We start from the raw sequence: 25966 nt of genomic DNA, 5'->3' as shown, positions 1-25966 counted from the left end.
ACTGACACCATGACAGCGCACTTCCGCTCTCGCCGCGTGCTGGCCGTCCCCGCCGGGATGGCCATGGCGACGGCGCTCGCCCTGCTGCCGAACGTGTCGGCGGCGGCCGAGCCGGACGCGACGTCGCTCAGCTACGTCGTCAACGTCCAGCCCGGCCACGGCCCTTCACCGCGCGTGGAGCGGGCCATCGCCCAGGCCGGCGGCACGATCGTGACCTCGTACGACCAGATCGGTGTGATCGTCGTCCACTCGGCGAACCCCGACTTCGCCAAGACGCTGCGCACGGTGCCCGGGGTGGCCTCGGCCGGCAACACCCGCAACGCGCCGCTGCCTGCCCAGTCGACGACGGACGTCGGCACGCCGAAGGTGCTCGGCACCGCCGAGGCCGCGGCCGTCGAGGTGGCCGAGGGCCAGGACCCGCTCCAGCCCCTGCAGTGGGACCTGCCTGCCATCAAGGCGGACAAGGCGCACGAGAAGTCGCTGGGCAGCCGGGACGTCACCGTCGCGGTGATCGACACCGGCGTCGACGACACCCACCCCGACCTCGCGCCCAACTTCGACCGTGCGGCGTCGGTCAACTGCGTGACGGGCAAGCCCGACACCGCCGACGGCGCCTGGCGGCCGGGCCCGACCGAGAGCGCGCACGGCACGCACGTGGCCGGTGAGATCGCCGCCGCCAAGAACGGCGTCGGCATGACCGGTGTCGCGCCCGGGGTGAAGGTCTCCGGCATCAAGGTGTCGACGACCGCCGGGTACTTCTACACGGAGGCCGTCGTGTGCGGCTTCGTGTGGGCGGCCGAGCACGGGGTCGACGTGACGAACAACAGCTATTACACCGACCCGTGGTACTTCAACTGCAAGAACGACCCGGACCAGAAGGCGCTCGTCGACGCCATCACCCGGGCCTCGCGGTACGCGGAGAAGAAGGGCGCCGTCAACGTCGCGGCGGCCGGCAACGAGAACTACGACCTCGCGGCCGACGAGATCACCGACCCGGTCTCGCCGAACGACGGCACGCCCTCGGAGCGGGTCATCGACCCGTCCGAGTGCCTCGACATACCGACCCAGCTGCCGGGCATCGTGACGGTGGCGTCGACCGGCGCGAAGGGCATCAAGTCGTCCTTCTCCAACCACGGTCTCGGCGTGATCGACATCGCCGCGCCCGGCGGCGACTCGACCCGCTTCCAGACCCCGGCCCCGCCGGCCACCAGCGGCCTGATCCTGGGCACGCTGCCCGGCGGCAAGTGGGGCTACATGGCCGGTACGTCGATGGCCTCGCCGCACGTCGCGGGCGTCGCCGCGCTCATCAAGTCGACGCACCCGTGGGCGCCGCCGGCCGCGGTCAAGGCGCTGCTGTACGCCCAGGCCGACGCCACGGCGTGCACCGACCCGTACGACATCGACGGCGACGGCAAGATCGACGCGGTGTGCGAGGGCTCGAAGAACCGCAACGGGTTCTACGGCTGGGGCATGACGGACGCGCTGGACGCGGTCACGAAGTAGCGGACACCAGCAGGTGAAGGGCCGGACGGAGCCACCGTCCGGCCCTTTCGCGCGGTGGGGAGGACGGGCCGCGTCATGTATTGATTCAGTCAATACTGCATAGTGCGGTCATGGACTCCCTGACGTACGCCTGGGCCGCGCTGGGCGGCGATCCCGCGCTTCTTCCGCGGCTGTCGACCGTTCCGCGCGAGGGGGTGCTCCAGGGACGGCTTCCGGTGCGGGAGTTGGCACGCGCGTGCGTGAGCGCGTGCGCGCTGGCCGCCGCCGAACTCGGTGCGCGGGGGGCCCGGCTGCGGGTGGTGCCCGGGGTCCGGGTGGACGACGGCGTTGTCGGTACGGCGTTCGCGAGTGAACGGCATCTGTTGATCGATGGCCGGGCGCCGGTCGCCTTCGCACCCCTGTCGCGGTTCTGGCGGACAGCGGACGGCTGGGTGCGCACGCACGCCAACTACCCGCACCACACGGAGCGGTTGCTGACGGCGCTGGGCTGTCGTCCGGACGGCGTCGAGGCGGCGCTCGCGGAGCGGTCCGCCGCACAGGTCGAGGAGGCCGTGTACGCGGCGGGCGGCCTCGCGGTCGCGGTACGGACGCCCGAGGAGTGGGCGGCGCATCCGCAGGCCCGCGCGGTGGCCGGGCGTCCGCTGGTGGAACGGGAGCGGCTGGACCCGGCCCCCGCGCGCGTGCTTCCGTCGGCCGGTCCGGCGCTCCCGCTGGACGGGGTCCGGGTCCTGGACCTCACCCGGGTCCTCGCGGGCCCGGTCGGCACCCGCACCCTCGCCCTGCTCGGCGCGGACGTGCTGCGCGTCGATCCGCCGCGGTACCCCGAACTCCCCGACCAGCACGCGGACACGGGGTTCGGCAAGCGGTCCGCCACGCTGGACCTGAGGGCGGACCGGCGCGCCCTGGAGGAGCTGTTGAAGAGCGCCGACGTGGTCGTCACCGGGTACCGGCCGGGCGCCCTGGACCGGTTCGGGCTGGCCCCCGAGGCGCTGGCGGAGCGCCGGCCCGGGGTGGTCGTGGCGCAGGTGTCGGCGTGGGGCACGTCCGGGCCCTGGGGACGGCGGCGCGGGTTCGACAGCCTGGTCCAGGCGGCGACCGGCATCGCCGTCACGGAGGGCTCGGCCCAGCGGCCGGGCGCACTGCCCGCCCAGGCGCTCGACCACGGCACCGGCTACCTGCTCGCGGCGGCCGTGCTGCGCGCCCTGACCGAGCAGGCCGACGACGGCGGCAGCAGGGTCGTACGGCTGGCGCTGGCGCGCACCGCGCTGTGGCTGACGGACGGAATCGACGCGACCGGCACGGGCGGGGTGGCGTACGAGGGGCCGGAGCCCTGGCTGGCCGAGACGGACAGCGCGCTCGGGCGGCTGCGGTACGCCCTGCCGCCGGTGGCCTACGAGGGCGGGCCCGGTGACTGGGCACGCCCGCCCGGCCCCCTGGGCGCCGATCCGGCGGGCTGGAGCTGAGATGCGGGCCGTCCGAAAACGTACTCATGGGCGGAATGCCGTACCGCCAGTTGTTTTCCAGCGCTTGCCCGGTTCTGGGGCGACTGGTGAAGATCATGAGGTGACCTTGATACGACCCACGTCGGAGGTGGCCGACACGAGCGGGCCCCGGCGCGGCCCCGGCACCGGCCGCGCCGTGGCCGTCCTCGTGCTGGTGGCCCTGGGGGCGCTGATACCGCTGCTCGGGCCGTCCCCCGCCCTGCACGACACCGGGGAGGCCGCAGCCCCCGGCACCGGCGGCATCGCGCTGCTGCGGACGGTGCTGTTCGCGGCCCTGTGCGTGCCGTTCGGCGAACTGTTCGTGAACCGGCTGGCCCGTTCCGTCCCCGGTGCTCCCCCGCCGCCCCGCAGTTGGGCGCCCTGGGCGGCAGGCGCCGGTTTCCTCGCCGCCCTGGGACTGGCCTCCGTCGTCTCCACCGGCAACCTCGTACCGGAGGGCCTCTCCGACCTCGACGTCGGCGGCCTGTACGCCACCCGCGACGGCAAGCTCGCCCTGCTGGAGGTCAACGCCTTCGCCGTGGCCGGGCTGTGCGCGCTGTCGCGGCGGCCCGGCACCCAACTGTGGCCGCTGGCCGCGGTCGTCGTCGCCGAGGCGCTGCGCGCGCATCCGGTGACCGAGCAGTCCCCGCTCGCCGGTTCCGGCCTGACGCTGGTCCATCTCACGTGTGCGGCGCTGTGGGCGGGCGGTCTGCTGCACGTCCTGCGGAGCCTGCGCGGCGGTCCGCCGTCCGGGGCGGCGCTGCTCGGGCTCTACGCGCGCGTGGCGGCCGTTCTGCTGGCCGCCATCACGGCGACCGGCGTGTGCAGTTCGCTGCGCCGCATGCCGCCCGAGACGATCGTCGAGCAGTTGACGGCGACGGCGTACGGGCGCGTGCTGCTCGCCAAGGTGCTGCTGGTGGCCGCCGTCGCCGCGCTCGCCCTGTGGGCGCGGATCCGGCTGGGCCGGGCCGCCGACCCGCTCACGGCCTGCGCCCCCGCGCGCGTGGAGGTCGTCGCGCTGGGGCTGGTCGTGGCGGTGTCGGGGCTGCTGACGGCGTTGCCGGTGCCGATCAGATGGTGACCGTGACCTTGAGGCCCGTCAGATGGTGACCATCACCTTGAGCGCCACCCGCTCGTCCATCGCCCGGTAGCCGTCGGGCACGCCCTCCAGGCCGACCGTCAGATCGAAGACCGGCGAGGGGTCGATGGTGCCGTCCAGGATGTCGGGCAGCAGCTCGGGAATGTAGGCGCGGACCGGCGCGACACCGCCGCGCAGGGCGATGTTCCGGTCGAACATGACGCCGAGGTCGAGCCCGGTGCCGCTGCCGTGCGGCACGCCGACGAAGCCGATGCCGCCGCCGTCGCGGGTGATGTTCACGGCCGTGCGCATGGACTGCTCGGTGCCGACCGCCTCGACGACGGCGTGCGCGCCCTGGCCGCGGGTGAGTGCGCGGACGGCGTCCACGGCGGCCTCGCCGCGCTCGGCGACGACGTCGGTGGCGCCGAAGCGGCGGGCGATGTCGGTACGGGCCTGGTGGCGGCCGAGTGCGATGATCCGCTCGGCGCCGAGCCGCTGGGCGGCGAGCACGGCACACAGGCCGACGGCTCCGTCCCCGACCACGGCGACCGTGGCTCCCGGCCGGGCGCCCGCGGTGAGGGCGGCGTGGTGGCCGGTGCCCATCACGTCGGACAGGGTGAGCAGGGCGGCCAGCAGCCGCTCGTCGGAGGCGGCTTCCTGGGGCAGCCGGACGAGGGTGCCGTCGGCGAAGGGCACGCGCACGGCCTCGCCCTGGCCGCCGTCGTAGCCGACGGAGCCCCAGAAGCCGCCGTGCTCGCAGGAGGTGGTCAGGCCCTCCCGGCAGTAGTCGCAGACGCCGTCGGACCACATGAAGGGCGCGACGACCAGGTCGCCGGTCCGTACGCCGGAGACCTCGGAGCCGGTCTCCTCGACGACGCCGAGGAACTCGTGCCCGATCCGCTGACCGGGCTGCCGGGCCGCCTCGCCGCGGTAGGCCCACAGGTCGCTGCCGCAGATGCAGGCGCGCAGCACCCGCACGACGGCGTCGGTGGGCAGCTGGACGACGGCGTCGGGTACGTCCGCCACCCGCATGTCGAACGGGGCGTGGATGGTGGTGGCGCGCATGGCGAGGTCCTTCTCCTGCGGGGTGTGGGAGCGCTCAGGGGGTGGCCGGGCGCACCTCACCGTACGTCGCCGCCGGGTACGGATGCGCTTCGAGCGTTCTCAGTGTGCCGGTGACGAGCAGGAACTGCGCCGCAATATAGGTGAGCATGATCCACAGGTCCGGCCGGGGCGGCTGGGCCCACTCGGCGACGCCGGTCGCGATGAGGGTGTCGGAGAGCATGAAGAGCGCGCCGCCGAGCCCGGTGAGGAGGCCGAACCGGCTGCCCGCCCGGTACGCCATCGCCGTGAGCAGCAGGCTGTAGCCGGCGACCGGGACGCGCAGGTCGGCCGGGAGGTGGGGCCAGAGCGCGGCGACGGTGGTGGTGAGGGCGACGCTGTACACGGCGAGCAGGAACGGCTGGTGCCTCCCGCGCGCCCGGAACAGCAGCAGGTAGCAGACGTGCCCGGCCGCGAAGGAGCCCATGCCGGCGAGGAACGCCGGCTCGGCGTCGAAGAGCAGCAGGACGTCGCCGCCCCAGCCGCACAGCAGGGCGGCGACGAGCAGCCGGGGCGCCCCGGACACGGCGGCGTACCCGGCGAGCAGCGGCATCAGCAGCGGCTTGGCGACGAGGTGCCCGGGGTCGAAGCCGGCGGCCAGACAGCCCAGGTCGACGAGGGCGGCCAGGGCGAAGGCCGCCAGGAGGAGGCGCTTCACGCCGACACGCTCTCCCGCGCGGGCTGCGGGACGGGCTGCCAGCCGGGCCCGCGCAGGAGGAGCCCGGCCCGGTCCCGCCAACGGCGCGCCGCCTTCAGGTCCTTGGCGAGGGAGACGTACTCGTGGGTGGCGACCTTCACGGGGTTGTACGTGTCGATGTTCTTGGTCAGCCCGAAGACGGGACGCTCGGTCTCGGCGACGAAGGAACCGAACAGCCGGTCCCAGACGATGAGAATGCCGCCGAAGTTGCGGTCCAGGTAGCCGCCCTGGGAGGCGTGGTGGACGCGGTGGTGGGAGGGCGTGTTGAAGACGAACTCGAACCACCGGGGCATCTTGTCGATGCGCTCGGTGTGGATCCAGAACTGGTAGACGAGGTTGGCCGAGGAGCAGAAGGCGAGCGCGGCCGGGTGCACACCGCAGGCGATGAGGGGGACGTAGAACGGCCAGACGGTCAGGGAGGTCCAGGGCTGGCGCAGCGCGGTGGTGAGGTTGAACTTCTTGCTGGAGTGGTGCACGACGTGGCAGGCCCACAGGATGCGGACGACGTGGTGGCCGCGGTGGGACCAGTAGTAGAAGAAGTCCTGCGCGAGCAGCATCAACGGGACCGTCCACCACAGGACGGCCACCCGCAGCGGCGTCAGCTCGTAGAGGGCCGTGTAGACGGCGACGATGGGGATCTTCCACAGGAAGTCGAAGAACAGACTGCCGACCCCCATGCCGAGGCTGGTCGCGGTGTCCTTCGTCTCGTACCCCGCGGCCTCCTCGTCGGGATGGAGGCGGACGCTGATCATCTCGACCACGGTGAGCAGGACGAAGGCGGGTATCGACCACAGCACGACATCGGGCAGGTTCGGCATGCTGGCACCGTAGAACCGCAGGTCGCCCAGGGCTAGACGTTGTTACTCACAAGTATTACCAGGGGTACGCGCTTACTTGTTGGCGATCTCCGCCAAAGGGGGACCCAGGAGGGGACTTGACGCGCTCCCCCGGTCGGCGCTCGAACGGGCGGGCGTGGCAGGGCACCTGACGGGGTGATGAGCCGGGGCCTCGCGCCGGGACTGTCAGTCCCGGCCCGTATCCTCAGTGACCATGCTCGAAGACCGTACGACCGCAGCGTCCTCGCCCGCCGGGTGGCCGACCGCGTATCCGCAGGGATACGCGGTCGTTGACGTGGAGACCACCGGGCTGGCCCGGGACGACCGGATAATCTCCGCGGCCGTCTACCGGCTGGACGCGCGCGGTGAGGTCGAGGACCACTGGTACACGCTGGTCAACCCGGAGCGCGACCCGGGCCCGGTGTGGATCCACGGTCTGACGAGCGACGTACTGGAGGGAGCGCCCCTCTTCCCGGACATCGCCGAGGAGTTCTCCGCGCGCCTGGCGGACCGGGTGCTCGTCGCGCACAACGCCGTCTTCGACTGGCAGATGATCGCCCGCGAGTACGCACGCGCCCGGTGCGAGGCGCCGGTGCGGCAGCGGCTGTGCACCATCGCGCTCTCCAAGGAGCTGGGCCTGCCGCTGCCCAACCACAAGCTGGAGTCGCTGGCCGCGCACTTCGGCGTCGTCCAGCAGCGCGCGCACCACGCGCTGGACGACGCGCGCGTGCTGGCGGAGGCGTTCCGGCCGAGCCTGAAGGCGGCGGCCGAGGGCGGCGTACGGCTTCCGCTGCACGAGTGCCGACCGCTGACCGAGTGGACGGACCGGGCGGTGCCGCGGCAGCAGCAGGGCGGCTACGGGGGCTACCGGCCCACGAGTTGGCGCCCCGCCCGCAAACGGCCCGCCTGCCCCTATCCCAACCCAGGCCGGTACGAAGAGGGCAAACGACTCAAGCAGGGCATGCGCATCGCCTTCTCCGGCGACACCTCCGTCGAGCGCGACCTGCTGGAGGACCGGGCGGTCGAGGCCGGACTGCATGTCGCCACCAGCATCTCCCGGCTGACCAGCCTGCTCGTCACCAACGACCCGGACTCGGGCACCTCCAAGGTGGTCAAGGCCCAGCAGTACGGCACCCCCGTGGTGGACGAGGCGGCGTTCGGACAGCTCCTCGCCGATGTGGAGCCGGCACCCGAGCAGTGACCGTACGGATGGGTGATTGCCGTGCGACTCGCCCGGCGCCCACTCGCTCGCACCGCGCCGACGGCCCACCCTGTGGCGCATGGCGAGATGCGAAGTTTGCGGCAATGACTACGGAATGACCTTCGAGATTCGTGCACAGGGCGCGGTGCACGTCTTCGACTGCTTCGCCTGTGCGATCCATCGCATGGCCCCCATCTGCGAGCACTGCCGCGTCCAGATCATCGGGCAGGGCGTCGAGGTCGAGGGCCACTGGTACTGCGGTGCCCACTGCGCCCGCGCGGAGGGAAAGGCGGGCATCATCGACAAGGTCTGACCCGGTACCCGCCTGAAAGCACCCCACGACCGAGTTGTACGGTCGTGGGGTGTACCGCTTCCTGTTGTCCCGGCAGTGGGTGATCCTCACGCTGGTCGCCCTGCTGCTCATCCCCACGATGATCAGGCTGGGCATCTGGCAGATGCACCGCTACGACGAGCGCACCGCCCGCAACCAGCTGGTCGCCGACTCACTGGCCGCGAAGCCGGTACCCGTCGAGCGGCTGACCGCCCCCGGCCACGCCGTCACCAGGAACGAGCGGTACCGCACCGTCACCGCCACCGGGCACTTCGACACCGACGACGAGGTCGTCGTCCGCCGCCGCACCAACGGCGACGACGAGGTCGGCTACCACGTGCTCACCCCGTTCGTGCTGCGCGACGGCAAGGTGCTGCTGGTCAACCGGGGCTGGATCCCCGCCGACCGGGCCGCGAGCCAGAGCGCGTACCCGAAGGTTCCCGCCCCGCCGAGCGGCGAGCTCACCGTCACCGGCCGGCTGATGCCCGACGAGACGACCGAGGCGAGCGGCATCAAGGACCTGGAGGGCCTGCCCGACCGCCAGATCATGCTGATCAACAGCGAGCAGGAGGCGCGCCGCCTCGACGCCCGGGTGCTCGGCGGCTACCTCGTGCAGACCGGACCGCCCCCCAAGGGCGACACCCCGCAGCAGCTCGGCAAGCCCGGCAAGGAGGACGCCGCGCTGAACTACGCCTACGCCGTCCAGTGGTGGCTGTTCGCCGCGGGCGTCCCCGCCGGCTGGGTGGTCCTGGTCCGCCGCGAGCTGCGCGACCGCCGGGCCCGCGCGACCGGGCAGCCCGCCGCGGAGAGCGAGCCCGCAGCGGTGTGAGCCGTCCGGCCGGATCGCCCACACCGCAAGATTGCGCGTCCTTTCTGCCGGGAACCCGCTCCCCGTGCATCCCCGTATCGAGGACTACGCGCTCATCGGCGACGAGCAGACGGCTGCCCTGGTCGGCACGGACGGTTCCGTGGACTGGCTGTGCCTGCCCCGCTTCGACTCCGCCGCCTGCTTCGCCCGGCTGCTCGGCGACAAGGAGAACGGCCACTGGCGCATCGCCCCCATCGGCGCCGAGCGGTGCACCCGCCGCGCCTACCGACCGGACACCCTCGTCCTGGACACCGAATGGGAGACCGACGAAGGCGCCGTCCGCGTCACCGACCTGATGCCACAACGGGACCGCGCCCCCGACCTCGTCCGCATCGTCGAGGGCCTGCGCGGCGACGTCACCGTCCGCAGCACGCTCCGGCTGCGCTTCGACTACGGCTCGATCACCCCCTGGATACGCCGCTCCGACGGCCACCGCGTCGCCGTCGCGGGCCCGGACTCGGTGTGGCTGCGCAGCGAACCGGAGGTGCGCACCTGGGGCGCGGACCACTGCACGTACTCGGAGTTCACCGTCTCCGAGGGCGAGTCGGTGGCGTTCGTGCTCACCTGGCACCCCTCGCACGAGCCACGCCCCCCGCTCGTCGACCCCTACGCCTCGCTGGCCACCAGCGTCGCCGACTGGCAGGCCTGGGCGGCCCGCTGCCGCTACGACGGCCCGCACCGGGACGCCGTGGTCCGCTCCCTGATCACCCTCAAGGCACTCACCTATGCCCCCACCGGCGGCATCGTCGCCGCCCCCACCACCTCGCTCCCCGAGGAGCTGGGCGGCGTGCGCAACTGGGACTACCGCTTCTGCTGGCTGCGCGACTCCACCCTCACCCTCGGCGCGCTGCTGGCCGCCGGGTACCAGGAGGAGGCCGAGGCCTGGCGGAACTGGCTGCTGCGGGCGGTCGCGGGCGACCCGGCGGACCTGCAGATCATGTACGGCCTGGCGGGCGAGCGCCGGCTGCCCGAGCTGGAGCTGCCGTGGCTGGCCGGCTTCGCCGACAGCGGCCCGGTGCGGATCGGCAACGAGGCCGTGAAGCAGGTCCAGCTCGACGTGTACGGCGAGGTCATGGACTCGCTGTCGCTGGCCCGCAGTTCGGGTCTGCCCTCCACCCCGCAGATGTGGGCGCTGCAGCTCGCGCTGATGGACTTCCTGTGCAAGGCGTGGCGGCAGCCCGACGAGGGGCTGTGGGAGATGCGCGGGGGCCGCAGGCAGTTCGTCCACTCCAAGGTGATGGTGTGGGTGGCCGCCGACCGGGCGGTGCGCGCGGTGGAGCGCGACCCCCATCTGGAGGGTGACGTGGACGCCTGGCGCGCGTTGCGCGACGAGGTGCACCAGGAGGTGTGCGAACAGGGCTACGACCCCGAGCGGAACACCTTCACCCAGTACTACGGCTCGCGCGAGCTGGACGCCTCGCTGCTGCTCATCCCGCGCGTGGGCTTCCTGCCGCCGGACGACCCCCGGGTCATCGGCACCATCGACGCGGTCCGCGACGAACTGTGCCTCGGCGGCTTCCTGCGCCGCTACAGCCCCGAGAAGACGGCCCCCGACGGGCTGCCGGGCAGCGAGGGCACCTTCCTGGCGTGCTCGTTCTGGCTGGCGGACGCCCTGCACATGACGGGCCGCAGCAAGGAGGCCCGGGAGCTGTTCGAACGGCTCGTGGTGCTCGGCAACGACGTCGGGCTGCTGGCCGAGGAGTACGACCCCGCGGTCGGCGTCCAGCTGGGCAACTTCCCGCAGGCGTTCAGCCACATCGGCCTGGTGAACACCGCCCTCGCCCTGTTCGGGACGGAGGAGGCAGGATAGGAGCATGGATCTTGGACTGAAGGACCGGGTGTACGTCGTCACCGGAGCGACGCGGGGCCTGGGCAACGCCACCGCGCGGGAGCTGGTCGCCGAGGGCGCGAAGGTGATCATCTCGGGGCGGGAGGAGGCGACGGTCGCGGAGGCCGCGTCCGCGCTGGGCCCGAACGCGGCCGGGGTCGCGGCGGGCAACGCCGACCCGGAGACGCCCGCCCGGCTGATGGCCGCCGCGCGCGAGCGCTTCGGCGGCTTCGACGGCGTCCTCGTCAGCGTCGGCGGTCCGGCGCCCGGCTTCGTCGCCGACAACACCGACGAGCAGTGGCAGGCGGCGTTCGAGTCGGTGTTCCTCGGCGCGGTGCGGCTGGCCCGGGCGGCGGCGGCCGAGCTGGAGCCGGGCGGCGTCATCGGCTTCGTGCTGTCGGGGTCCGTGCACGAGCCGATCCCGGGCCTGACCATCTCGAACGGACTGCGGCCGGGCCTCGCCGGGTTCGCCAAGTCCCTCGCGGACGAGCTGGGGCCGCGCGGGATCCGGGTCGTGGGGCTGCTGCCGGGGCGCATCGACACCGACCGGGTCCGCGAGCTGGACGGCATGTCCGCGGACCCGGAGGCCACGCGGTCGGCCGCCGAGACGCGGATCCCGCTGCGGCGCTACGGACGGCCGGAGGAGTTCGGCCGCACCGGCGCGTTCCTGCTCTCCCCGGCCGCCTCCTACCTGACCGGCATCATGGTTCCGGTGGACGGCGGCCTGCGGCACGGGTTCTAGCGGCCGGGGAGTGGTCCGAACGAGCGGGTCCGGCTCAGCTGACCCGCTCCGCGCGGTGCTTGGCCGCCCTCAGCCTGACCTCCGCCGGGAGCGCCGCCAGCCCCGCCGACCGGCGCGCGTGGGTGAGGGCCCCGTCCGTGAGGCCGGTCAGCGCCGTGCCCGGGTCCACATGCGGTTCCAGCATCAGCCGTACGCGGGCCCCGGGAGCGCTCCTCCGGCCGGTCAGCCGGGTGTGCGCCCGATGGACGCCGTCCATCGACTCCGCGTCGCTCGCCAGTACGCCCTCCAGGGCGCGGCCCCGCAGCAGCGCGCCCTCGCCGTCGCCGGTGTCGACGAGGACCTCGGTGAGCCGGCGACGCCGGAGCAGCGCGGCCAGCCACCACAGGAGCAGCAGGAGCAGCACCGCCAGTGCGGCGATGACCGTCGGCCACCACCAGCCCTCGTCCTGCCAGCGGGTCCGTTCGGCGTCGCTGAGCAGGACGTCGTCCTTGCCGTGGTGGATCCACCAGGACGGCGCTTTCAGACCGAGGCCCACGGCGAGCACGGAGCCGCCGAGGACGATCAGGAGCAGCCCGAGCAGGCCGAGCAGGACGCGGTTGACGGTCCTGAGCATCGCGCTCACCCTTTCCGTCCGGGTCGCCGTACCCGCACCGACAGGGCGGGCGGCCGGGACAGGCCGAGGCCGTGGACGGCGTCGGCGAGCGCGCCGTCCAGGTCGGCGCGTACGTCGTCCAGGTCGCGGAAGTGGGAGACCGCCTGGACGTCGGCCCGCCTGCGGCGCATGCGGACCCGGGCCGACTGCACACCGGAGATCTCCATGGCGCGGTCCCGCAGCACCAGCGCCGCGGCCTCCCGGTCCAGTGCGCCGCGGACGTCGGGGTGGGTGCGGCGCATCGGCAGCAGCGAGCGCAGGCCGGGAGTGGCGGCCAGCGCGAGCAGCCACAGGCCGAGGGCCGTGGCGACGCCCGCGCCGATCAGCACCCAGGTGTCGTCCAGGGGGCGCTGGGCGAGTTGGTCGGTCAGTTCCCGGCGCCAGGCCATGGGGGACCGGTCGGCGCGCACGGCGGCGATGTCGTAGAGGAACAGGCCGACGAGGGCCAGGAGCAGCAGGGCGACGATCGCTGCCGTGATCCGGCGGGGCGACCAGAAGCGGCCGTTCGCGGCGTCCTTCCCCTCCAGGACGGGTGGGGGGTCGTCGCCGGCCGCGGGCCCGTTCCGGGCGAGCGGCTCGGTGCCGGTCTGCTTCTCCAGGACCGGCAGTGGTCGTGTGGTGCCCTCGGAGCCCTGGGGCTCGCTCATCGCGTCCTCCCCTGTGCCGCGCCGTGTACCGGATGCAGCCGCTCCACGTGGACGACGACCTCCGGCACCTCCATGTCCACCAACGCGCCTACCCGCTCGGCGACATGACGACGCACGGCGGAACAGCGGGCGCCGATGTCGGTGGGGTAGTCGAGTTCGAGATGGAGGCGGAGGCGGGCCGTGCCGTGGTGCACGACGGCACCCGCGTGCGGGGGCGAGGCGTCCGCGGGCAGCGGGCCCAGGGCCTCGCGGGCCGCCTGCGAGGCGATCTTCACCACGACCCGGTCGGCGATCCGGGTGGCGCCGCGCTCACTCGGCGGCACGACGGCCCGGGGTCTGTCCACGTCACCGGATTGCACGGTCACCTACGTCACCGCCGGTCGCGCCGGTCGTCACGGGTGCGGAAGAAGTCGCCGAGTTCCAGGTCCCCTTGGAGGAACCGGCCGACGACCAACCCGGCGGCGCCCAGGGCGGCCACCAGCAGGAAGGCACCGAAGCCGCCGAAATACCCGGCGAAGCCCAGCGCCATGCCGGCGATCAAGCCGACGACGGCCATGCTCATGGTGCGCTCCCTTCAGCGTTGGGATGGCTGGTCACTGGAGCCGGGGCTCCGGTTCCTCTTCTTCCTCCTCGTCGGGGAGCTTCACATCGCTCACCGCGATGTTGACCTCGACGACTTCCAGGCCGGTCATCCGTTCCACCGCGGCGACCACGTTCTCCCGCACGGCCCGGGCCACGTCGGAGATAGCCACGCCGTAGACGACGACGATCTCCAGGTCGAGCGCGGTCTGCACCTCGCCCACCTCTGCCTTCACCCCGCGCGTGACGGATTTCGAGGCACCGCCCGGCACCCGGTCCCGTACCGCGCCGAAGGTGCGGCTCATCCCGCTGCCCATCGCGTGCACGCCGACGACGTCCCGCGCCGCGAGCCCCGCGATCTTCTCCACCACGCCGTCGGCGATCGTGGTCCGGCCCCGGCTCGCCGGGTCACCGCCACCGCGCTTGACGGTCTTGCGGGTCTGCGAGGTCGGCTCCTGCTCGACCTCGGCCCTCTGGGTCATGTCACTCATCGCCGCACGTCCCTTTCGGTTCGTCCTCCTTCGTCCACCGTAAGCGGGGTTGCGCCATTTCGCCCCGGGGATGCGGCAGGCTGGAGTAATGACGGTGGACGGATGGGCGAGGACGGTACGGCAGCAGTTGGGGCTCGGCAGGCTGCTGCCGTTGGGCGGGCCGCGGGACGGCGCATGGATCGCCGAGGAGGCGGCCGCGACCGCGCTGCGGCGCGCGGCCGACGAACAGGTGCCGGGGGTGCGCCTCGGCGCGCTGCGGATCGCACTCGCCGATCCCGGCCGGACGCAGGAGCCGGTGGTGCCGGCGCCGCCCAGCGCACTGCCGCCGGGCGCGCTGCGGGTGACGGCGGACTTCGCGGCGACGGCGGCGGAGCCGCTGCCCGCGGTGGCGGACCGGCTGCGCGAGGTGCTGGCCGAGGCGGCGGACCGGCGGCTGGGGCTGACGGTCACGGAGGTGGATCTCCGGGTGACGGCCCTGCTGGACGAGGTGACGCAGGCCGCTGCGGCATCGCCGCGGGAGTCGCCGTCCGCCCGGGAGCCCGCCGAGGGCGAGGAGGCCCGCGCCGCCGAGGCCGCGCTCGCGGTGCCGGGCGTGGCGGGGCTGACCGGAATCCTGGGCGGCCTCGGCCGGCCGGTGCACTTCGAGGAACGGCCCGCCGAGGCCGCCCTGCCGGCCCGTCATGTCCGGGTCGAGATCGCGGTACGGGCGGACCACCGGGCCGTGGAGGTGGCCCGCGAGGTCCGCACCCAGGTCTCGCAGGCGCTGCCGGATCACCCGACGGTGGCGGTCCTGATCACCGCCGTCGCCGGGTGAGGGGTCACTCGCTCGCCGGGTGAGGGGTCACTCGCCCACTGGATGAGGCGTCACTCCCCCACGCCCGCCAGGTCCCGCAGCCGGCGCGCCTGGGCGGCGCGTTCGGCGACGCGCTGCTCCTCGTAGGTGCGGTCGGCCGCCCCGCGCAGGAGTGCCTTGGTCTCGATGACCGCGTCCCGGGGGGCGGCCAGCAGGGCGGCGGCGAGGTCGCGCGCCGCGTCGTCGAGCTGGTCCACGGGGACGGCGATGTTGGCCAGGCCGGTGCTGACGGATTCCTCGGCCGTGACGAAGCGCCCGGTGGCGCAGATCTCCAGCGCCCGGGCGTAGCCGACGAGGCTCACCAGGGGGTGGGTGCCGGTCAGGTCGGGAACCAGGCCGAGGCTGGTCTCGCGCATGGCGAACTGCACGTCGTCCGCGACGACGCGCAGGTCACAGGCGAGCGCGAGCTGGAAGCCCGCCCCGATGGCGTGGCCCTGGACGGCGGCGATGGTCACGAGGTCGCTGCGCCGCCACCAGGTGAACGCCTCCTGGTACTCGGCGATCGTCGCGTCGAGGTCGGCGTCGTCACCGCGCGCGAGATCGATGAACGACGGCTCACCGTCGAAGCCTTCCGGCGTGAACGCCTGCCGGTCGAGTCCGGCCGAGAAGGACTTGCCCTCGGCCCGCAGCACGACGACCCGGACGGATCCGGGCAGCAGCCGACCGGCCTCGGCCAGCGCACGCCACAGAGCGGGGCTCTGCGCGTTGCGCTTGGCGGGGTTGGTCAGCGTCACCGTGGCGACTGCGTCATCGACGGTGAGTCGTACGCCGTCCTTGTCGAGAGCCGGGTCGAGCGAAGCCATGGGGCGCCTCCGATGGGTGCGGTCGCTTAAGTGACTGCACAGTAACCACCCGGCCGATCAACCGACCGACCGGGTGGCCACCATCGAAGCCGGTGGGCCGCCCGAGGGTCAGCCCGCGGCTTTCTTGCCGCGGGTCGCCCCGCCACGCCCACGCAGCGTGACGCCCGACTCACTGAGCATCCGGTGCACGAAGCCATACGAGCGGCCGGTCTCCTCGGCCAGTGCCCGGATGCTCGCACCGGAGTCGTACTTCTTCTTCAGGTCTGCCGCGAGCTTGTCGCGCGCGGCGCCGGTTACCCGGCTGCCCTTCTTCAGAGTCTCGGCCACCCGTGCCTCCTCATGGGAAGTGCGCTCTGGTCTCCTCATGATCACCCCTCCCGGCCTTCATGGCCACCCATTCGGCAAGGTCCGTGAGACATGGATGTGACGACAGGAGCAGGTCCACACAAGAGGAACCAGTGATTCCGGGATGGCTGGTTCGTACCGCCGAACGGGTTGTTCCGCGAAGTGCCAGGTCAGGGACGCACGACGGCCGAGCCCTTGTCGACAAAGGGCTCGGCCGGAAAATGCGTGTAGGACACACCCCGGTACGAGGAGATCTCACACAGATGATGGATCACGGATCGGCCGAATGATCCATACGCAGTGGATCAGCCATTCGATCAAGCCAGGGCGACGAGATCCGCGTAGTCGGCGCCCCACAGGTCCTCGACACCGTCGGGCAGCAGGATGATGCGCTCCGGCTGGAGCGCCTCGACCGCGCCCTCGTCGTGGGTGACCAGGACGACCGCGCCCTTGTAGGTGCGCAGCGCGCCGAGGATCTCCTCGCGGCTCGCCGGGTCGAGGTTGTTCGTCGGCTCGTCCAGGAGCAGCACGTTCGCCGAGCTCACCACGAGGGTGGCGAGCGCGAGGCGGGTCTTCTCGCCGCCGGAGAGGACCCCGGCCGGCTTGTCGACGTCGTCGCCGGAGAACAGGAACGAGCCCAGCGTCTTGCGGACCTCGACCAGGTCGAGGTCGGGGTTGGCGGAGCGCATGTTCTCCAGGACCGTGCGCTCGGGGTCGAGGGTCTCGTGCTCCTGGGCGTAGTAGCCGAGCTTGAGGCCGTGGCCCTCGACGACCTGGCCGGTGTCGGGCTTCTCGACGCCGCCGAGGAGACGCAGCAGGGTCGTCTTGCCGGCGCCGTTGAGGCCGAGGATGACGACTCGGGATCCCTTGTCGATGGCCAGGTCGACGTCGGTGAAGATCTCCAGCGAACCGTACGACTTCGACAGGCCCTCGGCCATCAGCGGGGTCTTGCCGCAGGGCGCGGGCTCGGGGAAGCGGAGCTTGGCGACCTTGTCGGAGGCACGGACCGCTTCGAGTCCCGCGAGCAGCCGGTCGGCACGCTTGGCCATGTTCTGCGCGGCGACGGTCTTGGTGGCCTTGGCGCGCATCTTGTCCGCCTGCGAGTGCAGTGCGGCGGCCTTCTTCTCGGCGTTCTGCCGCTCGCGCTTGCGGCGCTTCTCGTCGGCCTCGCGCTGCTGCTGGTAGAGCCTCCAGCCCATGTTGTACACGTCGATCTGGGCGCGGTTGGCGTCCAGATAGAACACCTTGTTGACGACCGTCTCGACCAGGTCGACGTCGTGGGAGATCACGATGAAGCCGCCGCGGTAGGTCTTGAGGTAGTCGCGCAGCCAGACGATCGAGTCGGCGTCGAGGTGGTTGGTCGGCTCGTCGAGCAGCAGGGTGTCCGCGTCGGAGAACAGGATCCGGGCGAGCTCGATACGGCGGCGCTGACCGCCCGAGAGGGTGTGCAGCGGCTGGCCGAGCACCCGGTCGGGGAGGTTGAGCGCGGCGGCGATGGTGGAGGCCTCGGCCTCGGCGGAGTAACCGCCCTTGGTGAGGAACTCCGTCTCGTGGCGCTCGTACTGCTTGAGCGCCTTCTCGCGGGTGGCGCCCTGGCCGTTGGCGATGCGCTGTTCGTTCTCGCGCATCTTGCGGATCAGTACGTCGAGGCCGCGCGCGGAGAGGATGCGGTCGCGGGCGAGCACGTCCAGGTCGCCGGTGCGGGGGTCCTGCGGAAGGTAGCCGACCTCACCGGAGCGGGTGATGGTGCCGCCGGCGGGCATGCCTTCGCCGGCCAGGCACTTGGTGAGGGTCGTCTTGCCGGCGCCGTTGCGGCCGACCAGACCGATGCGGTCGCCCTTGGCGACGCGGAAGGTGGCGGACTCGATGAGGACACGGGCGCCGGCGCGCAGCTCGATGCCGGTGGCGGAGATCACGGACAGACTCCAGGGCGGGGTCGTTGGCGGGATGGGCGGCTGAGGACGTTCCCGCCGTCTAATGCGCGAGGAGAATGGCCATACGGCCATTCTAACGGGGCTGTGCAAGCGGTTTTCTGCCGCCGGGGACGTCGTTGCCGGGCGGCCGGCGGTGCGGAGTGGCCCGGTCCGGGCCGATTTACCGCGATGAGCTGGGACGTCCGGGCGGCCCCCGGGCACGACTGCGCGAGGAGCGGCGTCCGGCCGTGACGTACGGCACGCGCGGGGGCGAAGGAGCGACTCTTGCGGGCGGGGGGCACCCGGTGCGGATCGCCGTCCGAGGGGCGGTACGCGATGACGCGGCAAGGGCTGACGGCGGGGCGCGGGACGCCCCGGGCAGGGCGACCGCCAGGGCTATGACGAGGAGGACGGGGAACACGCGAGGGGCAGGTCCGGATGGGCGCCGGGCGCCATGGCGTCGCCCGTTCGGATGCGTGGTCGGCGCCCTGGGTGCGGGCGCGGGCGAGGATGAGGGTCTGGCCAAGGTGGAGGGTGTGGGTCCATGCAGTTCGACGACGATGCCCGGCTGGACACCTCCGAGGTGCAGGACGTGCGCGGCAGGCGGGTACCCGGCGGGCGGGCCACCGTCGGAGGCGGGCTCGCCGGTCTGCTGGCGCTGGTGCTGGCGCTGTTCTTCGGGGTCGGCCCCGACCAGCTGGGGCTGACCGACGGGTCCGAGCAGCCCACGGGCACGGCGTCGGGCCTGGCGCAGGTCCAGCAGTCGTGCCGTACCGGGCAGGACGCGAACACCCGGGACGACTGCCGCACGGTGGCCGTGGTCAACAGCGTGCAGGACTTCTGGGACGAGGAGTTCACCCGGCGCGGCGGGGCGTACGCACGCTCGGCGACGGTGTTCTTCAGCGGGCAGGTCGGCACCGCGTGCGGATCGGCGACCAGCGCGGTCGGGCCGTTCTACTGCCCCGGCGACCGCAAGGTCTATCTGGACCTCGGGTTCTTCGACGAACTGCGCACCACGTTCGGCGCCGGCGGGGGGCCGTTCGGGCAGGCGTACGTAGTGGCGCACGAGTACGGGCACCATGTGCAGGACCTGACCGGCACGCTCGACCGGTCGCGGGACGGGCGGACCGGGGCGGACAGCAACGCGGTCCGGGTGGAGCTCCAGGCCGACTGCTACGCGGGCGTGTGGGCGCACCACGCGACCACGACGAAGGACGAGTCGACCGGGCGGCCGCTGATCACCAGCCTCACCGACGCCGACATCCGCGACGGCCTCGCCGCCGCCGCGGCCGTGGGCGACGACCGGATCCAGGAGCGCTTCCAGGGCCGGGTGACGCCGGAGACCTGGACGCACGGGTCGGCGGACCAGCGGCAGCGGTGGTTCCGGCAGGGCTTCGACAGCGGGGACATGGCCCGGTGCGACACCTTCCGGTGAGCGCGGGGGCGTTGTCAGTGGGCGCTGCGAGACTGGACGGCAGGTGGCATTTCCGGCAGTGACCGCGCAGTTGGGTGACCGTGCGGTGATCTCGAGGGAGTGAGCGTTGTGGCAGGTACGGAGGGCGGACGTCCGAGCATCTTTCCGACAGTGCTGTACGCGGACGCGAAGGCGGGCGTCAGGCAGCTCACGGAAGCGCTCGGCTTCACCGAGCTGACCATGTACGAGGGCGAGGACGGCACGGTGCTGCACGCCGAGCTGACCCAGGGCAACGGCGCGATCATGGTCGGTTCGAAGGGCCGCGGCGGTGTCTTCGACACGGCGATGAAGGGCGCGGGGCCGGCCGGGGTGTACGTCGTGGTGGACGACGTCGACGCCCACCACCGGCGCGCCGTCGAGCACGGCGTGGAGATCCTGATGCCCCCGACGGACCAGGACTACGGCTCCCGGGACTATCTGGCCCGGGACGCCGAGGGCAACATCTGGAGCTTCGGCACGTACGCGCCGGAGATCGGGGCATAGCGGGCCGGGCGGGCCTAGTTCCCGCCCGTGTGGACCTGGAAGGCGGCGCGGCGGACCGCCTTGGCCAGGGCCGGGTCGGGGTGGGCGGCCGCGAGGGCCACCAGGACCTGGACCGTGCGCGGGTGGCCGACGGCGCGTACCTCGTCCAGCAGGGCGGGGACCGTCGGCTGCAGCGCGGACTCCAGGTGGCGGACGAGCATGGGGGCCTCGCCGTGGTCGGCGACCGCGGCGGCGGTGTCGACCCAGAGCCAGGTGGCCTCTTCCCGGGTGAGGACCTCATGGGCGTCCTCGGGGTCGACCCCTTCGTGCTCGGCCAGCCAGAGCAGGGCGTACGGCCTGAGGGCCGGCTCCTCGGCCACGGACCGTACGTCGGGCTCGGCGGGGGCGCCCACCACGCGCAGCGCCTCGAAGGCGAGGCCGCGCAGCAGGGCGTCCTCGCCGCGGGCGGCGTCGATCAGCTCGGTGACCGCGCTGCCGACCGGGCGGGCGGCCAGCCAGGCGCGGTACTCGGCGCGGGCGGCGTTGGGGCGGAGCTGGGCACAGCCGCGGAGCATGTCCTCGGCCGCCTGCTCGATGTTCCCGGCGGGGCTCTGCGCGGCGACGCAGATCTGCTCCAGCTTGACCCAGACCGCCCAGCTGCCGAGCGGGGTCAGGGTGGCCTGGCCGTCGCCGTAGGTGAGGGCGCCGACCGAGGCGAGGGCGTGCAGGGCCCAGTCGAGGAGCGGGGCGAGCGGGGTGTCCTCGGCGGGGGCGGCGCGGTCCGGCTCGGGCTGGGGGCCGTAGGGGATCTCGCAGCGCTCGGTGCGCAGTTCGGTGACGCGCTGTTCCAGCAGGTCGAGGAGTTGCGCCACCGGCACGGGGCCGGCGGACAGCTGGAGGAAGGAGAGCACCTGGGGCATGGCCGAGACGACCTCGGCGACCGCGGCGGGCTCGTGGCCGGCGGGCTCCGGGTGGGCGAGCGACCAGGCGTCGAAGAGGGCGACCCAGCCGCGCAGGACGGCACTGTCGTCGCGGTGCCATGCGCGCAGCCGCCAGCCGGGGCGCGCGCTGTCGCCGTGCACCTCGATCAGTCCGGCGAGGCGGGCGGTGTCCCAGTCCGCGCGGACCTGAGCGACGCTCAGGTCCAGGTCGGACGCGGCCCGTTCGGCGCTCGCGTCCGAGAGGGTGCCCTTGCTGTCGGGGTGGGCGCCGTCGCGGCCGGGGCGCAGGGCGACGTCGGCCCAGTGCGCGACCCGGGCCGCCGCGGCCAGGCCGGAGCGCGCCATTCTGGCCAGCTCGGCGGGGGCCGGGGTGCCCTCGGGCGGGCGGGGCGCGGGACGGCTCGGGCGCCGTTGGTTCACAGCTCTGGGGGCGGCGGCCAGGGGTCGCGGGCGGACGAGTCGAAGCCTGGAGTCGCGCGGGATACGGGACGTCACGGGTGCAGTCTTCCGGTTGACGGTCCGAAATCCCAAACGGAATGTCACGAGGGGCGACGGGGATGGCCAACGCACGGGGTCCGGCGGGCGGTGGAGGACCGATAACAGGCCAGTTGTACCGGGTTAAACGGAACCCGCGGGACCGGTCCGGTGGGTGTCGTCGTCCGGGGCGCTCACATGAGAGGGGTCAGGAAGCGGCGCAGGGTTTCCTCGTAGGCCTTGGGGTCGGCGTTCCACATGGCGCTGTGGGGGGCGCGTTTGACCGTGTGGAGGTTGACCAGGCCGGGGTGGGCGTCGGCCAGGCGGCGGGAGTGGATCCAGGGGGCGACGATGTCGTCGGGGCCGTGGAAGATCAGGGTCGGCACGTTCAGCCGGTAGGTGATCTCGTCGGGGGCGGCGCGGTCGCCGTACAGGCCCGTGCGGCCCTGGGCGGCGCGGACAGCGAGCGGGAGCAGGGCGCCCGGGGTGCGGCGGGCGGCGGCGAGGGCGCGCAGGGTCGCCTCCCAGCTGAGCACCGGGGAGTCCAGGACGAGTCCCGAGATCCGGTCCCGCAGCCCGGAGCGGGCGGCGGCGCGCAGGGCCATCGTCGCGCCGGTGGACCAGCCGAGCAGCACGATCTGCCGGGCGCCGTGGCTCACGGCGTAGCGGAGTGCCGCGTCCAGGTCGCGCCACTCGGTCTCGCCGAGGTGGTTCAGGCCGTCCGGGGAGCGGGGTGCGCCCAGGTCGCCGCGGTAGCCCAGGGCGAGCACCGGGAAGTGGCGGGCGGTGAGGGACTCCATGACGTTCATGGCGAGTTCGCGGGTGGTGCCGAGGCCGTGCACCGCGATGATCCAGGTGGGGCGGGCGCCGGGCACGAACCACGCGGGCAGCGTGCCGAGCTCGCCGGGGATGTCGACGTCGGCGTGGTCGAGGCCGAGCGCGGCGCGCGGGTCGCCGACGTAGAGGTTGGGGGTGAGCCATACGCGGTTGCCGGGGCTGAGGGTGCCGTGGGTGACGCGTTCCAGGCGGCGGACGACCGTGTCGGCGGTGTGGGTCGCGGTGGCGATCACGGGGCCCACGATCGCGTGCGAGCCGTCGCCGCCGAGGCCGTAGACGCCGGGGCGCAGGGAGGCCAGGTCCCGGGTGAGCGAGATCTGGCCGGCCGCCGTGCCGTGCACAGTGAGCGGAGGTTCGGTGGGCAGGGGCCTGCCTGGGGGCGCCTTGAGCGCGGCGTCGCTGGCGAGTCGCCCGGCGGCCACGCTTGCCGCGCCGGCGGCCAGGGCCATGGTGACGGCAGCGGCCGTCGCGGTGACAGTGCGCACGGATCCAGTGTCCCGGCGGACCCCGCCTACGGCCAGTGGGAGGGCGGAGGCGGGTGACGGGGGTGCGGTGCGGTGCGGGGTGACGAGGGGTGGGGTGCCGTGGCGGGGGACGAGGTGTGTGCAGCGCGGCGCCGGGTGACGAGGGCTGCAGTGCCGTGCGGGTGATCGCCCACGTCCGCGGGGCGGGGCCGCGAGGCGAGGGGCCGCGGCGCGGGGTGCAGGGCGAGGGGCCGCAGGGCGCTGGCACAGGACCGCGACGCGGTGCGGAACGACGAGGGGACAGGGCGGCGGGGCTGCGACGTGGGGCCCGCAGGGCGTGGCGGCGAGGACACGGCGCTGGACGGGGCGGCGCAGTGGGGCCACGGGGTCGGGCCAGAAGGCGAGGCTGCAGAGCGAGGAGGCCGGACAGGGCCGCGGCGTCGGGCCACTGCGCGAGGCCACGGGAGAGGGCCCCAGGACGAGGCCCCGGGGCAGGGCCGCGGCGCGGGGTCAGTCCTGCTGGCCGTACCCCCGGAGCTTTTGCGCCACCTCTGTCAGTTGCCCGGGGGACAGCAGGGACGGGGAGAGGCCCGGTACCGAGGACGCCGTGAGCCATACCCGGCACATCCACTCCAGCTGGGCCGTGCGGTCGTAGGCCTGGGTGAGGGTGGCGCCGTAGGCCATCGTGCCGTGGTTCTGCAGGAGGCAGGCCGTGCGGTCGGTCAGGGCCCGGAGCATGTTCTCGGCCAGTTCCTCGGTGCCGTACGTCGCGTACGGGGCGACCCGGGCGGGGCCGCCGAGGTCCGCGGTGATGTAGTGGATCGCCGGGACCTCCTGCACCAGGGCCGAGACGGCCGTGGCGTGCACGGCGTGGGTGTGGACGATCGCGCGGGCGCCGGTGGCGCGGTAGACGGCGAGGTGCATGGGCAGCTCGCTCGTGGGCCGCAGCCTCCCGAGGATCCGGCGCCCGGACAGGTCGACGCCCGTCACGTCCTCGGGCGCGAGCCGGTCGTAGGGCACCCCCGTGGGGGTGACCAGGACCGTGTCCCCGACGCGCACCGAGACATTGCCGGACGTGCCCACGACCAGGCCCTCGGCCACGGTCCGGCGGGCGGTCGCGACCAGTTCCTCCCAGGCCCGCGCCACCTCGGGCCGCACCTTCTCCGGTCCTGACTCCCCCACGCCCGGTGCGCCCTCTCGCTGCTCAGCCATGCGGCGATCCTGCCAGCCCGCGCGCCGGAACAACGCGGGCCCGCTGCCGGGTGACCAGGATCTCTTTCACGGATCCCGGAACCACGCCGCAAGATCGCCCGGAGCGCGTGACCCTTGGGGCGCCTGGACCGTGCGAGGCGGTGCGCAACCGAGGAAAGTCGGAATGCCTCATTCAGACACCATGCGGCTCACCCCAGTTCACCTTCCGTTCACTCAGGTTACTTACGTTCGTCCGGCCAATGACCTCGAACGATTGCCTGGGTAAATGGAAAACTTCTCGCTGATCCTCGCGATTGTGGTAATAACCGCACTCGCGTTCGATTTCACGAACGGTTTTCACGACACCGCCAACGCGATGGCGACGACCATCTCGACCGGTGCGCTCAAGCCCAAGGTCGCGGTGGCCATGTCCGCCGTGCTGAACCTTGTCGGCGCGTTCCTCTCCGTGGAGGTCGCCAACACGATCTCCAAAGGTCTCGTGGACGAGACCGGCATCCGTCCCGAGGTCATCTTCGCCGCGCTGGTCGGGGCGATCCTCTGGAACCTCCTGACCTGGCTGGTGGGCCTGCCCTCCAGCTCCTCGCACGCCCTCATGGGCGGCCTGATCGGCGCGACCATCGCCTCCGCGGGCGTCGGCGCGGTCCACGGCGACGTGCTCGTCACCAAGGTCCTCATCCCGGCGATCGCCGCCCCGCTGGTCGCGGGCCTCGCGGCGCTGCTGGCCACGAAGCTGATGTACTCCATGGGCAAGAAGGCCGGCGGCAGCAAGTCCTCCGAGAAGGGCTACCGCGCCGGCCAGATCGCCTCCGCCGGCCTGGTCTCGCTCGCCCACGGCACCAACGACGCGCAGAAGACGATGGGCATCATCACCCTCGCCCTCGTCGCCGGCGGCACCCTGGCGCCCGACTCGGACCCGCCGATGTGGGTCATCCTCTCCGCGGGCGTGGCCATCGCGCTCGGCACCTACCTCGGTGGCTGGCGGATCATCCGCACCATGGGCAAGGGCCTGACCGACCTCCAGCCGCAGCAGGGCTTCGCCGCCCAGACCAGCGCGGCGACGGTCATCCTGGCCTCCTCCCACCTCGGCTTCTCCCTCTCCACCACGCACTCCGTCTCCGGTGCGGTGATGGGCGCCGGCCTGGGCCGCAAGGGCGGCGTCGTCCGCTGGTCCACGGCGACCCGGATGTTCGTCGCGTGGGGCCTGACCCTGCCGGCCGCCGCGCTCGTCGCCGCGCTGGCCGAGTGGGTCACGGGCTTCGGTTCCTGGGGCACGGCGGTGGTGGCGGTCTTCCTGGTCGGCTCCAGCGCGGCCATCTGGAAGGTGTCGCGGCGCGAGGTCGTCGACCACACCAACGTCAACGAGACCGAGGAGCCCGCGGGTGTCGTGACGACGGCGATGGCGGCTGTCACGCCGCCGCCGGCCGGCCCGGCGACCGAGGAGTTCGCGGCGACGATCCCGGCCCCGTCCGGGGAGCCGACGCCGTCGGCCCGCGTCTGACCCCCGACCGGATACTCAAGGAAGCAGCATCATGAAGATCGACTGGGCGGCTCTCGGTTCCGTCTTCGGCGTCAGCCTCGTGGTCACCGTGGCCCTGGTAGCCCTTTTCACCCTCGGCATCGCGGGTCTGACGCGGCGCGAGCGGGCGGTGGAGCAGGGGGGCTCCGCGGGCCTGGCCGTCACGGGCGCGTACGCGTGCTTCGCGGCGTGCGCGGCGGCCGTGGCGTACGGGATCTATCTGATCGTGGCCTGACGCCTGCGCGACGGACTCGCGCCCTGTTCCGGTGACCCCTGCGGGGGTCCTCGGGGCAGGGCGCTTTCGCGTGCGCCGCGAGCGGGGCGGCCCCAGGGGGCCAAACCCGCCCCGCCGGGCCCGGTGTGGGCCTCAGCACACTCTTCTCTCGCAGGTCAACAGCAAGTTGACGGCTGTTCCGGGCCCGTGGTGGACTGCCGGAGCCATTTACGGCGGCAGGAGAGGAAGCCGGTGCGATTCCGGCGCGGTCCCGCCACTGTCACCGGGGTAGGAAGCCCCGGGAGCCAGGAACTCTCACCGCCGGTCTCGTCGAACCAGGGCGTGGACACCCTGAGTGAGGACATATCGCCATGCGCGGCTGCCGTTTGCCACAGGCTCTGAGGTGCAAGGCCCCCGACGCCG

At 73.0% G+C, this 25966-nt stretch carries 27 protein-coding genes and 1 riboswitch; of the genes, 13 read left to right on the top strand and 14 right to left on the bottom strand.

The annotated features are described in order from the left end of the window. The first annotated feature begins 9 nt into the window (after positions 1-9). The 3 genes from M8H82_RS02740 (at position 10) to M8H82_RS02730 (ending at position 4065) form a co-directional block, all read left to right on the top strand. On the top strand, positions 10-1503 hold the full coding sequence (locus M8H82_RS02740; protein ID WP_250070677.1) for a S8 family serine peptidase: 1494 nt from the start codon (positions 10-12) through the stop codon (positions 1501-1503). Positions 1504-1613: 110 nt separating this feature from the next. Next, positions 1614-2966, top strand: coding sequence for a CoA transferase (locus tag M8H82_RS02735; RefSeq protein WP_250070675.1), 1353 nt, complete (start codon positions 1614-1616; stop codon positions 2964-2966). A gap of 100 nt (positions 2967-3066) precedes the next feature. After that, positions 3067-4065, top strand: a complete 999-nt coding sequence (locus M8H82_RS02730) for a CopD family protein (protein WP_250070673.1) — start codon at positions 3067-3069, stop codon at positions 4063-4065. An 18-nt stretch (positions 4066-4083) separates the two neighbouring features. On the opposite strand, the gene M8H82_RS02725 is transcribed toward M8H82_RS02730, so the two are convergent. Genes M8H82_RS02725 through M8H82_RS02715 form a run of 3 tightly spaced genes read right to left on the bottom strand, consistent with a single transcriptional unit; the run spans position 4084 to position 6678 of the window. After that, positions 4084-5127: a zinc-dependent alcohol dehydrogenase family protein gene (locus M8H82_RS02725; protein ID WP_250070671.1), complete on the bottom strand. Its 1044-nt coding sequence runs from the start codon at positions 5125-5127 to the stop codon at positions 4084-4086. Between the two features lie 34 nt (positions 5128-5161). Next, entirely contained in the window at positions 5162-5821 is a 660-nt protein-coding gene (locus M8H82_RS02720) for a lysoplasmalogenase (RefSeq protein ID WP_250070669.1), read from the bottom strand. After that, positions 5818-6678, bottom strand: a complete 861-nt coding sequence (locus tag M8H82_RS02715) for a sterol desaturase family protein (protein WP_250070668.1) — start codon at positions 6676-6678, stop codon at positions 5818-5820. Before M8H82_RS02715 ends, M8H82_RS02720 begins: the two co-directional genes overlap by 4 nt. Positions 6679-6910: 232 nt before the next feature. Between M8H82_RS02715 and M8H82_RS02710 the strand changes: the two genes are divergently transcribed. From M8H82_RS02710 to M8H82_RS02690, 5 genes are all read left to right on the top strand, one after another. Beyond that, on the top strand, positions 6911-7897 hold the full coding sequence (locus M8H82_RS02710) for a DEDDh family exonuclease (RefSeq protein WP_250070666.1): 987 nt from the start codon (positions 6911-6913) through the stop codon (positions 7895-7897). A gap of 79 nt (positions 7898-7976) precedes the next feature. Further along, positions 7977-8210 (top strand): hypothetical protein, encoded by a 234-nt coding sequence (locus M8H82_RS02705; RefSeq protein WP_250070665.1) that lies wholly within the window; start codon positions 7977-7979, stop codon positions 8208-8210. A 49-nt stretch (positions 8211-8259) separates the two neighbouring features. Beyond that, the gene (locus M8H82_RS02700; protein WP_250070664.1) at positions 8260-9057 is read left to right on the top strand and encodes an SURF1 family protein; all 798 of its coding nucleotides are present in this window, start codon (positions 8260-8262) and stop codon (positions 9055-9057) included. Positions 9058-9121: 64 nt separating this feature from the next. Next, on the top strand, positions 9122-10906 hold the full coding sequence (locus tag M8H82_RS02695; protein ID WP_250070663.1) for a glycoside hydrolase family 15 protein: 1785 nt from the start codon (positions 9122-9124) through the stop codon (positions 10904-10906). A 4-nt stretch (positions 10907-10910) separates the two neighbouring features. After that, positions 10911-11666: an SDR family oxidoreductase gene (locus tag M8H82_RS02690; RefSeq protein WP_250070662.1), complete on the top strand. Its 756-nt coding sequence runs from the start codon at positions 10911-10913 to the stop codon at positions 11664-11666. A 34-nt stretch (positions 11667-11700) separates the two neighbouring features. On the opposite strand, the gene amaP is transcribed toward M8H82_RS02690, so the two are convergent. The 5 genes from amaP to M8H82_RS02665 are packed head-to-tail and all read right to left on the bottom strand — an operon-like array spanning position 11701 to position 14035. Beyond that, the gene (amaP, locus tag M8H82_RS02685; RefSeq protein ID WP_250070661.1) at positions 11701-12279 is read right to left on the bottom strand and encodes an alkaline shock response membrane anchor protein AmaP; all 579 of its coding nucleotides are present in this window, start codon (positions 12277-12279) and stop codon (positions 11701-11703) included. 5 nt (positions 12280-12284) lie between these two features. Then, positions 12285-12965, bottom strand: a complete 681-nt coding sequence (locus M8H82_RS02680; RefSeq protein ID WP_250070660.1) for a DUF6286 domain-containing protein — start codon at positions 12963-12965, stop codon at positions 12285-12287. Beyond that, complete coding sequence (locus M8H82_RS02675) at positions 12962-13309, bottom strand: hypothetical protein (protein ID WP_250070659.1); 348 nt, start codon at positions 13307-13309, stop codon at positions 12962-12964. Before M8H82_RS02675 ends, M8H82_RS02680 begins: the two co-directional genes overlap by 4 nt. Before the next feature lie 26 nt (positions 13310-13335). After that, positions 13336-13527, bottom strand: coding sequence for a hypothetical protein (locus M8H82_RS02670; RefSeq protein ID WP_250070658.1), 192 nt, complete (start codon positions 13525-13527; stop codon positions 13336-13338). Positions 13528-13558: 31 nt separating this feature from the next. Then, positions 13559-14035: an Asp23/Gls24 family envelope stress response protein gene (locus M8H82_RS02665; protein ID WP_250070657.1), complete on the bottom strand. Its 477-nt coding sequence runs from the start codon at positions 14033-14035 to the stop codon at positions 13559-13561. An 88-nt stretch (positions 14036-14123) separates the two neighbouring features. Between M8H82_RS02665 and M8H82_RS02660 the strand changes: the two genes are divergently transcribed. Then, entirely contained in the window at positions 14124-14849 is a 726-nt protein-coding gene (locus M8H82_RS02660) for a nucleopolyhedrovirus P10 family protein (RefSeq protein ID WP_250070655.1), read from the top strand. Positions 14850-14899: 50 nt separating this feature from the next. Here the strand turns inward: M8H82_RS02660 and M8H82_RS02655 are convergent, their stop codons facing one another. From M8H82_RS02655 to M8H82_RS02645, 3 genes are all read right to left on the bottom strand, one after another. After that, entirely contained in the window at positions 14900-15691 is a 792-nt protein-coding gene (locus M8H82_RS02655; protein ID WP_250070654.1) for an enoyl-CoA hydratase/isomerase family protein, read from the bottom strand. A gap of 108 nt (positions 15692-15799) precedes the next feature. Further along, positions 15800-16018: a helix-turn-helix domain-containing protein gene (locus M8H82_RS02650; RefSeq protein WP_019758351.1), complete on the bottom strand. Its 219-nt coding sequence runs from the start codon at positions 16016-16018 to the stop codon at positions 15800-15802. Positions 16019-16353: 335 nt separating this feature from the next. Further along, on the bottom strand, positions 16354-17952 hold the full coding sequence (locus M8H82_RS02645) for an ABC-F family ATP-binding cassette domain-containing protein (RefSeq protein ID WP_250070653.1): 1599 nt from the start codon (positions 17950-17952) through the stop codon (positions 16354-16356). A 541-nt stretch (positions 17953-18493) separates the two neighbouring features. On the opposite strand from M8H82_RS02645, the gene M8H82_RS02640 reads away from it, so the two are divergent. Next, positions 18494-19384, top strand: a complete 891-nt coding sequence (locus M8H82_RS02640; protein WP_250070652.1) for a neutral zinc metallopeptidase — start codon at positions 18494-18496, stop codon at positions 19382-19384. A 108-nt stretch (positions 19385-19492) separates the two neighbouring features. Next, positions 19493-19906, top strand: a complete 414-nt coding sequence (locus M8H82_RS02635) for a VOC family protein (RefSeq protein ID WP_250070651.1) — start codon at positions 19493-19495, stop codon at positions 19904-19906. A gap of 14 nt (positions 19907-19920) precedes the next feature. Here M8H82_RS02635 and M8H82_RS02630 read toward each other — a convergent pair whose 3' ends face one another. The 3 genes from M8H82_RS02630 to M8H82_RS02620 form a co-directional block, all read right to left on the bottom strand. Continuing rightward, positions 19921-21321 carry a hypothetical protein gene (locus M8H82_RS02630; protein ID WP_250070650.1) on the bottom strand — a complete coding sequence of 467 codons (1401 nt, stop codon included), beginning with the start codon at positions 21319-21321 and terminating at the stop codon, positions 19921-19923. A gap of 173 nt (positions 21322-21494) precedes the next feature. After that, positions 21495-22622, bottom strand: a complete 1128-nt coding sequence (locus M8H82_RS02625) for a S9 family peptidase (protein WP_250070649.1) — start codon at positions 22620-22622, stop codon at positions 21495-21497. Between the two features lie 489 nt (positions 22623-23111). Further along, positions 23112-23813 (bottom strand): class II aldolase/adducin family protein, encoded by a 702-nt coding sequence (locus M8H82_RS02620; protein ID WP_250070648.1) that lies wholly within the window; start codon positions 23811-23813, stop codon positions 23112-23114. 265 nt (positions 23814-24078) lie between these two features. On the opposite strand from M8H82_RS02620, the gene M8H82_RS02615 reads away from it, so the two are divergent. Both M8H82_RS02615 and M8H82_RS02610 read left to right on the top strand, forming a co-directional pair. Then, a complete protein-coding gene (locus M8H82_RS02615) occupies positions 24079-25311 on the top strand; it encodes an inorganic phosphate transporter (protein WP_250070647.1) in 1233 nt (410 codons plus the stop codon). Positions 25312-25342: 31 nt separating this feature from the next. Continuing rightward, positions 25343-25564, top strand: coding sequence for a hypothetical protein (locus M8H82_RS02610; RefSeq protein WP_250070646.1), 222 nt, complete (start codon positions 25343-25345; stop codon positions 25562-25564). A 172-nt stretch (positions 25565-25736) separates the two neighbouring features. Continuing rightward, a riboswitch (cobalamin riboswitch) is annotated at positions 25737-25879 on the top strand. The last annotated feature ends 87 nt before the right edge of the window (positions 25880-25966 follow it).

Origin of the sequence: Streptomyces sp. YS415 (assembly GCF_023544665.1) — a bacterium.
Lineage (GTDB): Bacteria > Actinomycetota > Actinomycetes > Streptomycetales > Streptomycetaceae > Streptomyces.
Note: the sequence above shows the minus strand (reverse complement) of the source record. Positions and strands in the feature narration are given on the sequence as shown.

Bases quoted from the DNA above. Each gene is read 5' to 3' on its own strand.
- M8H82_RS02740 (WP_250070677.1), top strand. From the start codon at position 10: ATGACAGCGCACTTCCGCTCTCGCCGCGTGCTGGCCGTCCCCGCCGGG.
- M8H82_RS02735 (WP_250070675.1), top strand. From the start codon at position 1,614: ATGGACTCCCTGACGTACGCCTGGGCCGCGCTGGGCGGCGATCCCGCG.
- M8H82_RS02725 (WP_250070671.1), bottom strand. From the start codon at position 5,127: ATGCGCGCCACCACCATCCACGCCCCGTTCGACATGCGGGTGGCGGAC.
- M8H82_RS02715 (WP_250070668.1), bottom strand. From the start codon at position 6,678: ATGCCGAACCTGCCCGATGTCGTGCTGTGGTCGATACCCGCCTTCGTC.
- M8H82_RS02710 (WP_250070666.1), top strand. From the start codon at position 6,911: ATGCTCGAAGACCGTACGACCGCAGCGTCCTCGCCCGCCGGGTGGCCG.
- M8H82_RS02705 (WP_250070665.1), top strand. From the start codon at position 7,977: ATGGCGAGATGCGAAGTTTGCGGCAATGACTACGGAATGACCTTCGAG.
- M8H82_RS02690 (WP_250070662.1), top strand. From the start codon at position 10,911: ATGGATCTTGGACTGAAGGACCGGGTGTACGTCGTCACCGGAGCGACG.
- amaP (WP_250070661.1), bottom strand. From the start codon at position 12,279: ATGCTCAGGACCGTCAACCGCGTCCTGCTCGGCCTGCTCGGGCTGCTC.
- M8H82_RS02680 (WP_250070660.1), bottom strand. From the start codon at position 12,965: ATGAGCGAGCCCCAGGGCTCCGAGGGCACCACACGACCACTGCCGGTC.
- M8H82_RS02670 (WP_250070658.1), bottom strand. From the start codon at position 13,527: ATGAGCATGGCCGTCGTCGGCTTGATCGCCGGCATGGCGCTGGGCTTC.
- M8H82_RS02665 (WP_250070657.1), bottom strand. From the start codon at position 14,035: ATGAGTGACATGACCCAGAGGGCCGAGGTCGAGCAGGAGCCGACCTCG.
- M8H82_RS02660 (WP_250070655.1), top strand. From the start codon at position 14,124: ATGACGGTGGACGGATGGGCGAGGACGGTACGGCAGCAGTTGGGGCTC.
- M8H82_RS02655 (WP_250070654.1), bottom strand. From the start codon at position 15,691: ATGGCTTCGCTCGACCCGGCTCTCGACAAGGACGGCGTACGACTCACC.
- M8H82_RS02640 (WP_250070652.1), top strand. From the start codon at position 18,494: ATGCAGTTCGACGACGATGCCCGGCTGGACACCTCCGAGGTGCAGGAC.
- M8H82_RS02620 (WP_250070648.1), bottom strand. From the start codon at position 23,813: ATGGCTGAGCAGCGAGAGGGCGCACCGGGCGTGGGGGAGTCAGGACCG.
- M8H82_RS02615 (WP_250070647.1), top strand. From the start codon at position 24,079: ATGGAAAACTTCTCGCTGATCCTCGCGATTGTGGTAATAACCGCACTC.
- M8H82_RS02610 (WP_250070646.1), top strand. From the start codon at position 25,343: ATGAAGATCGACTGGGCGGCTCTCGGTTCCGTCTTCGGCGTCAGCCTC.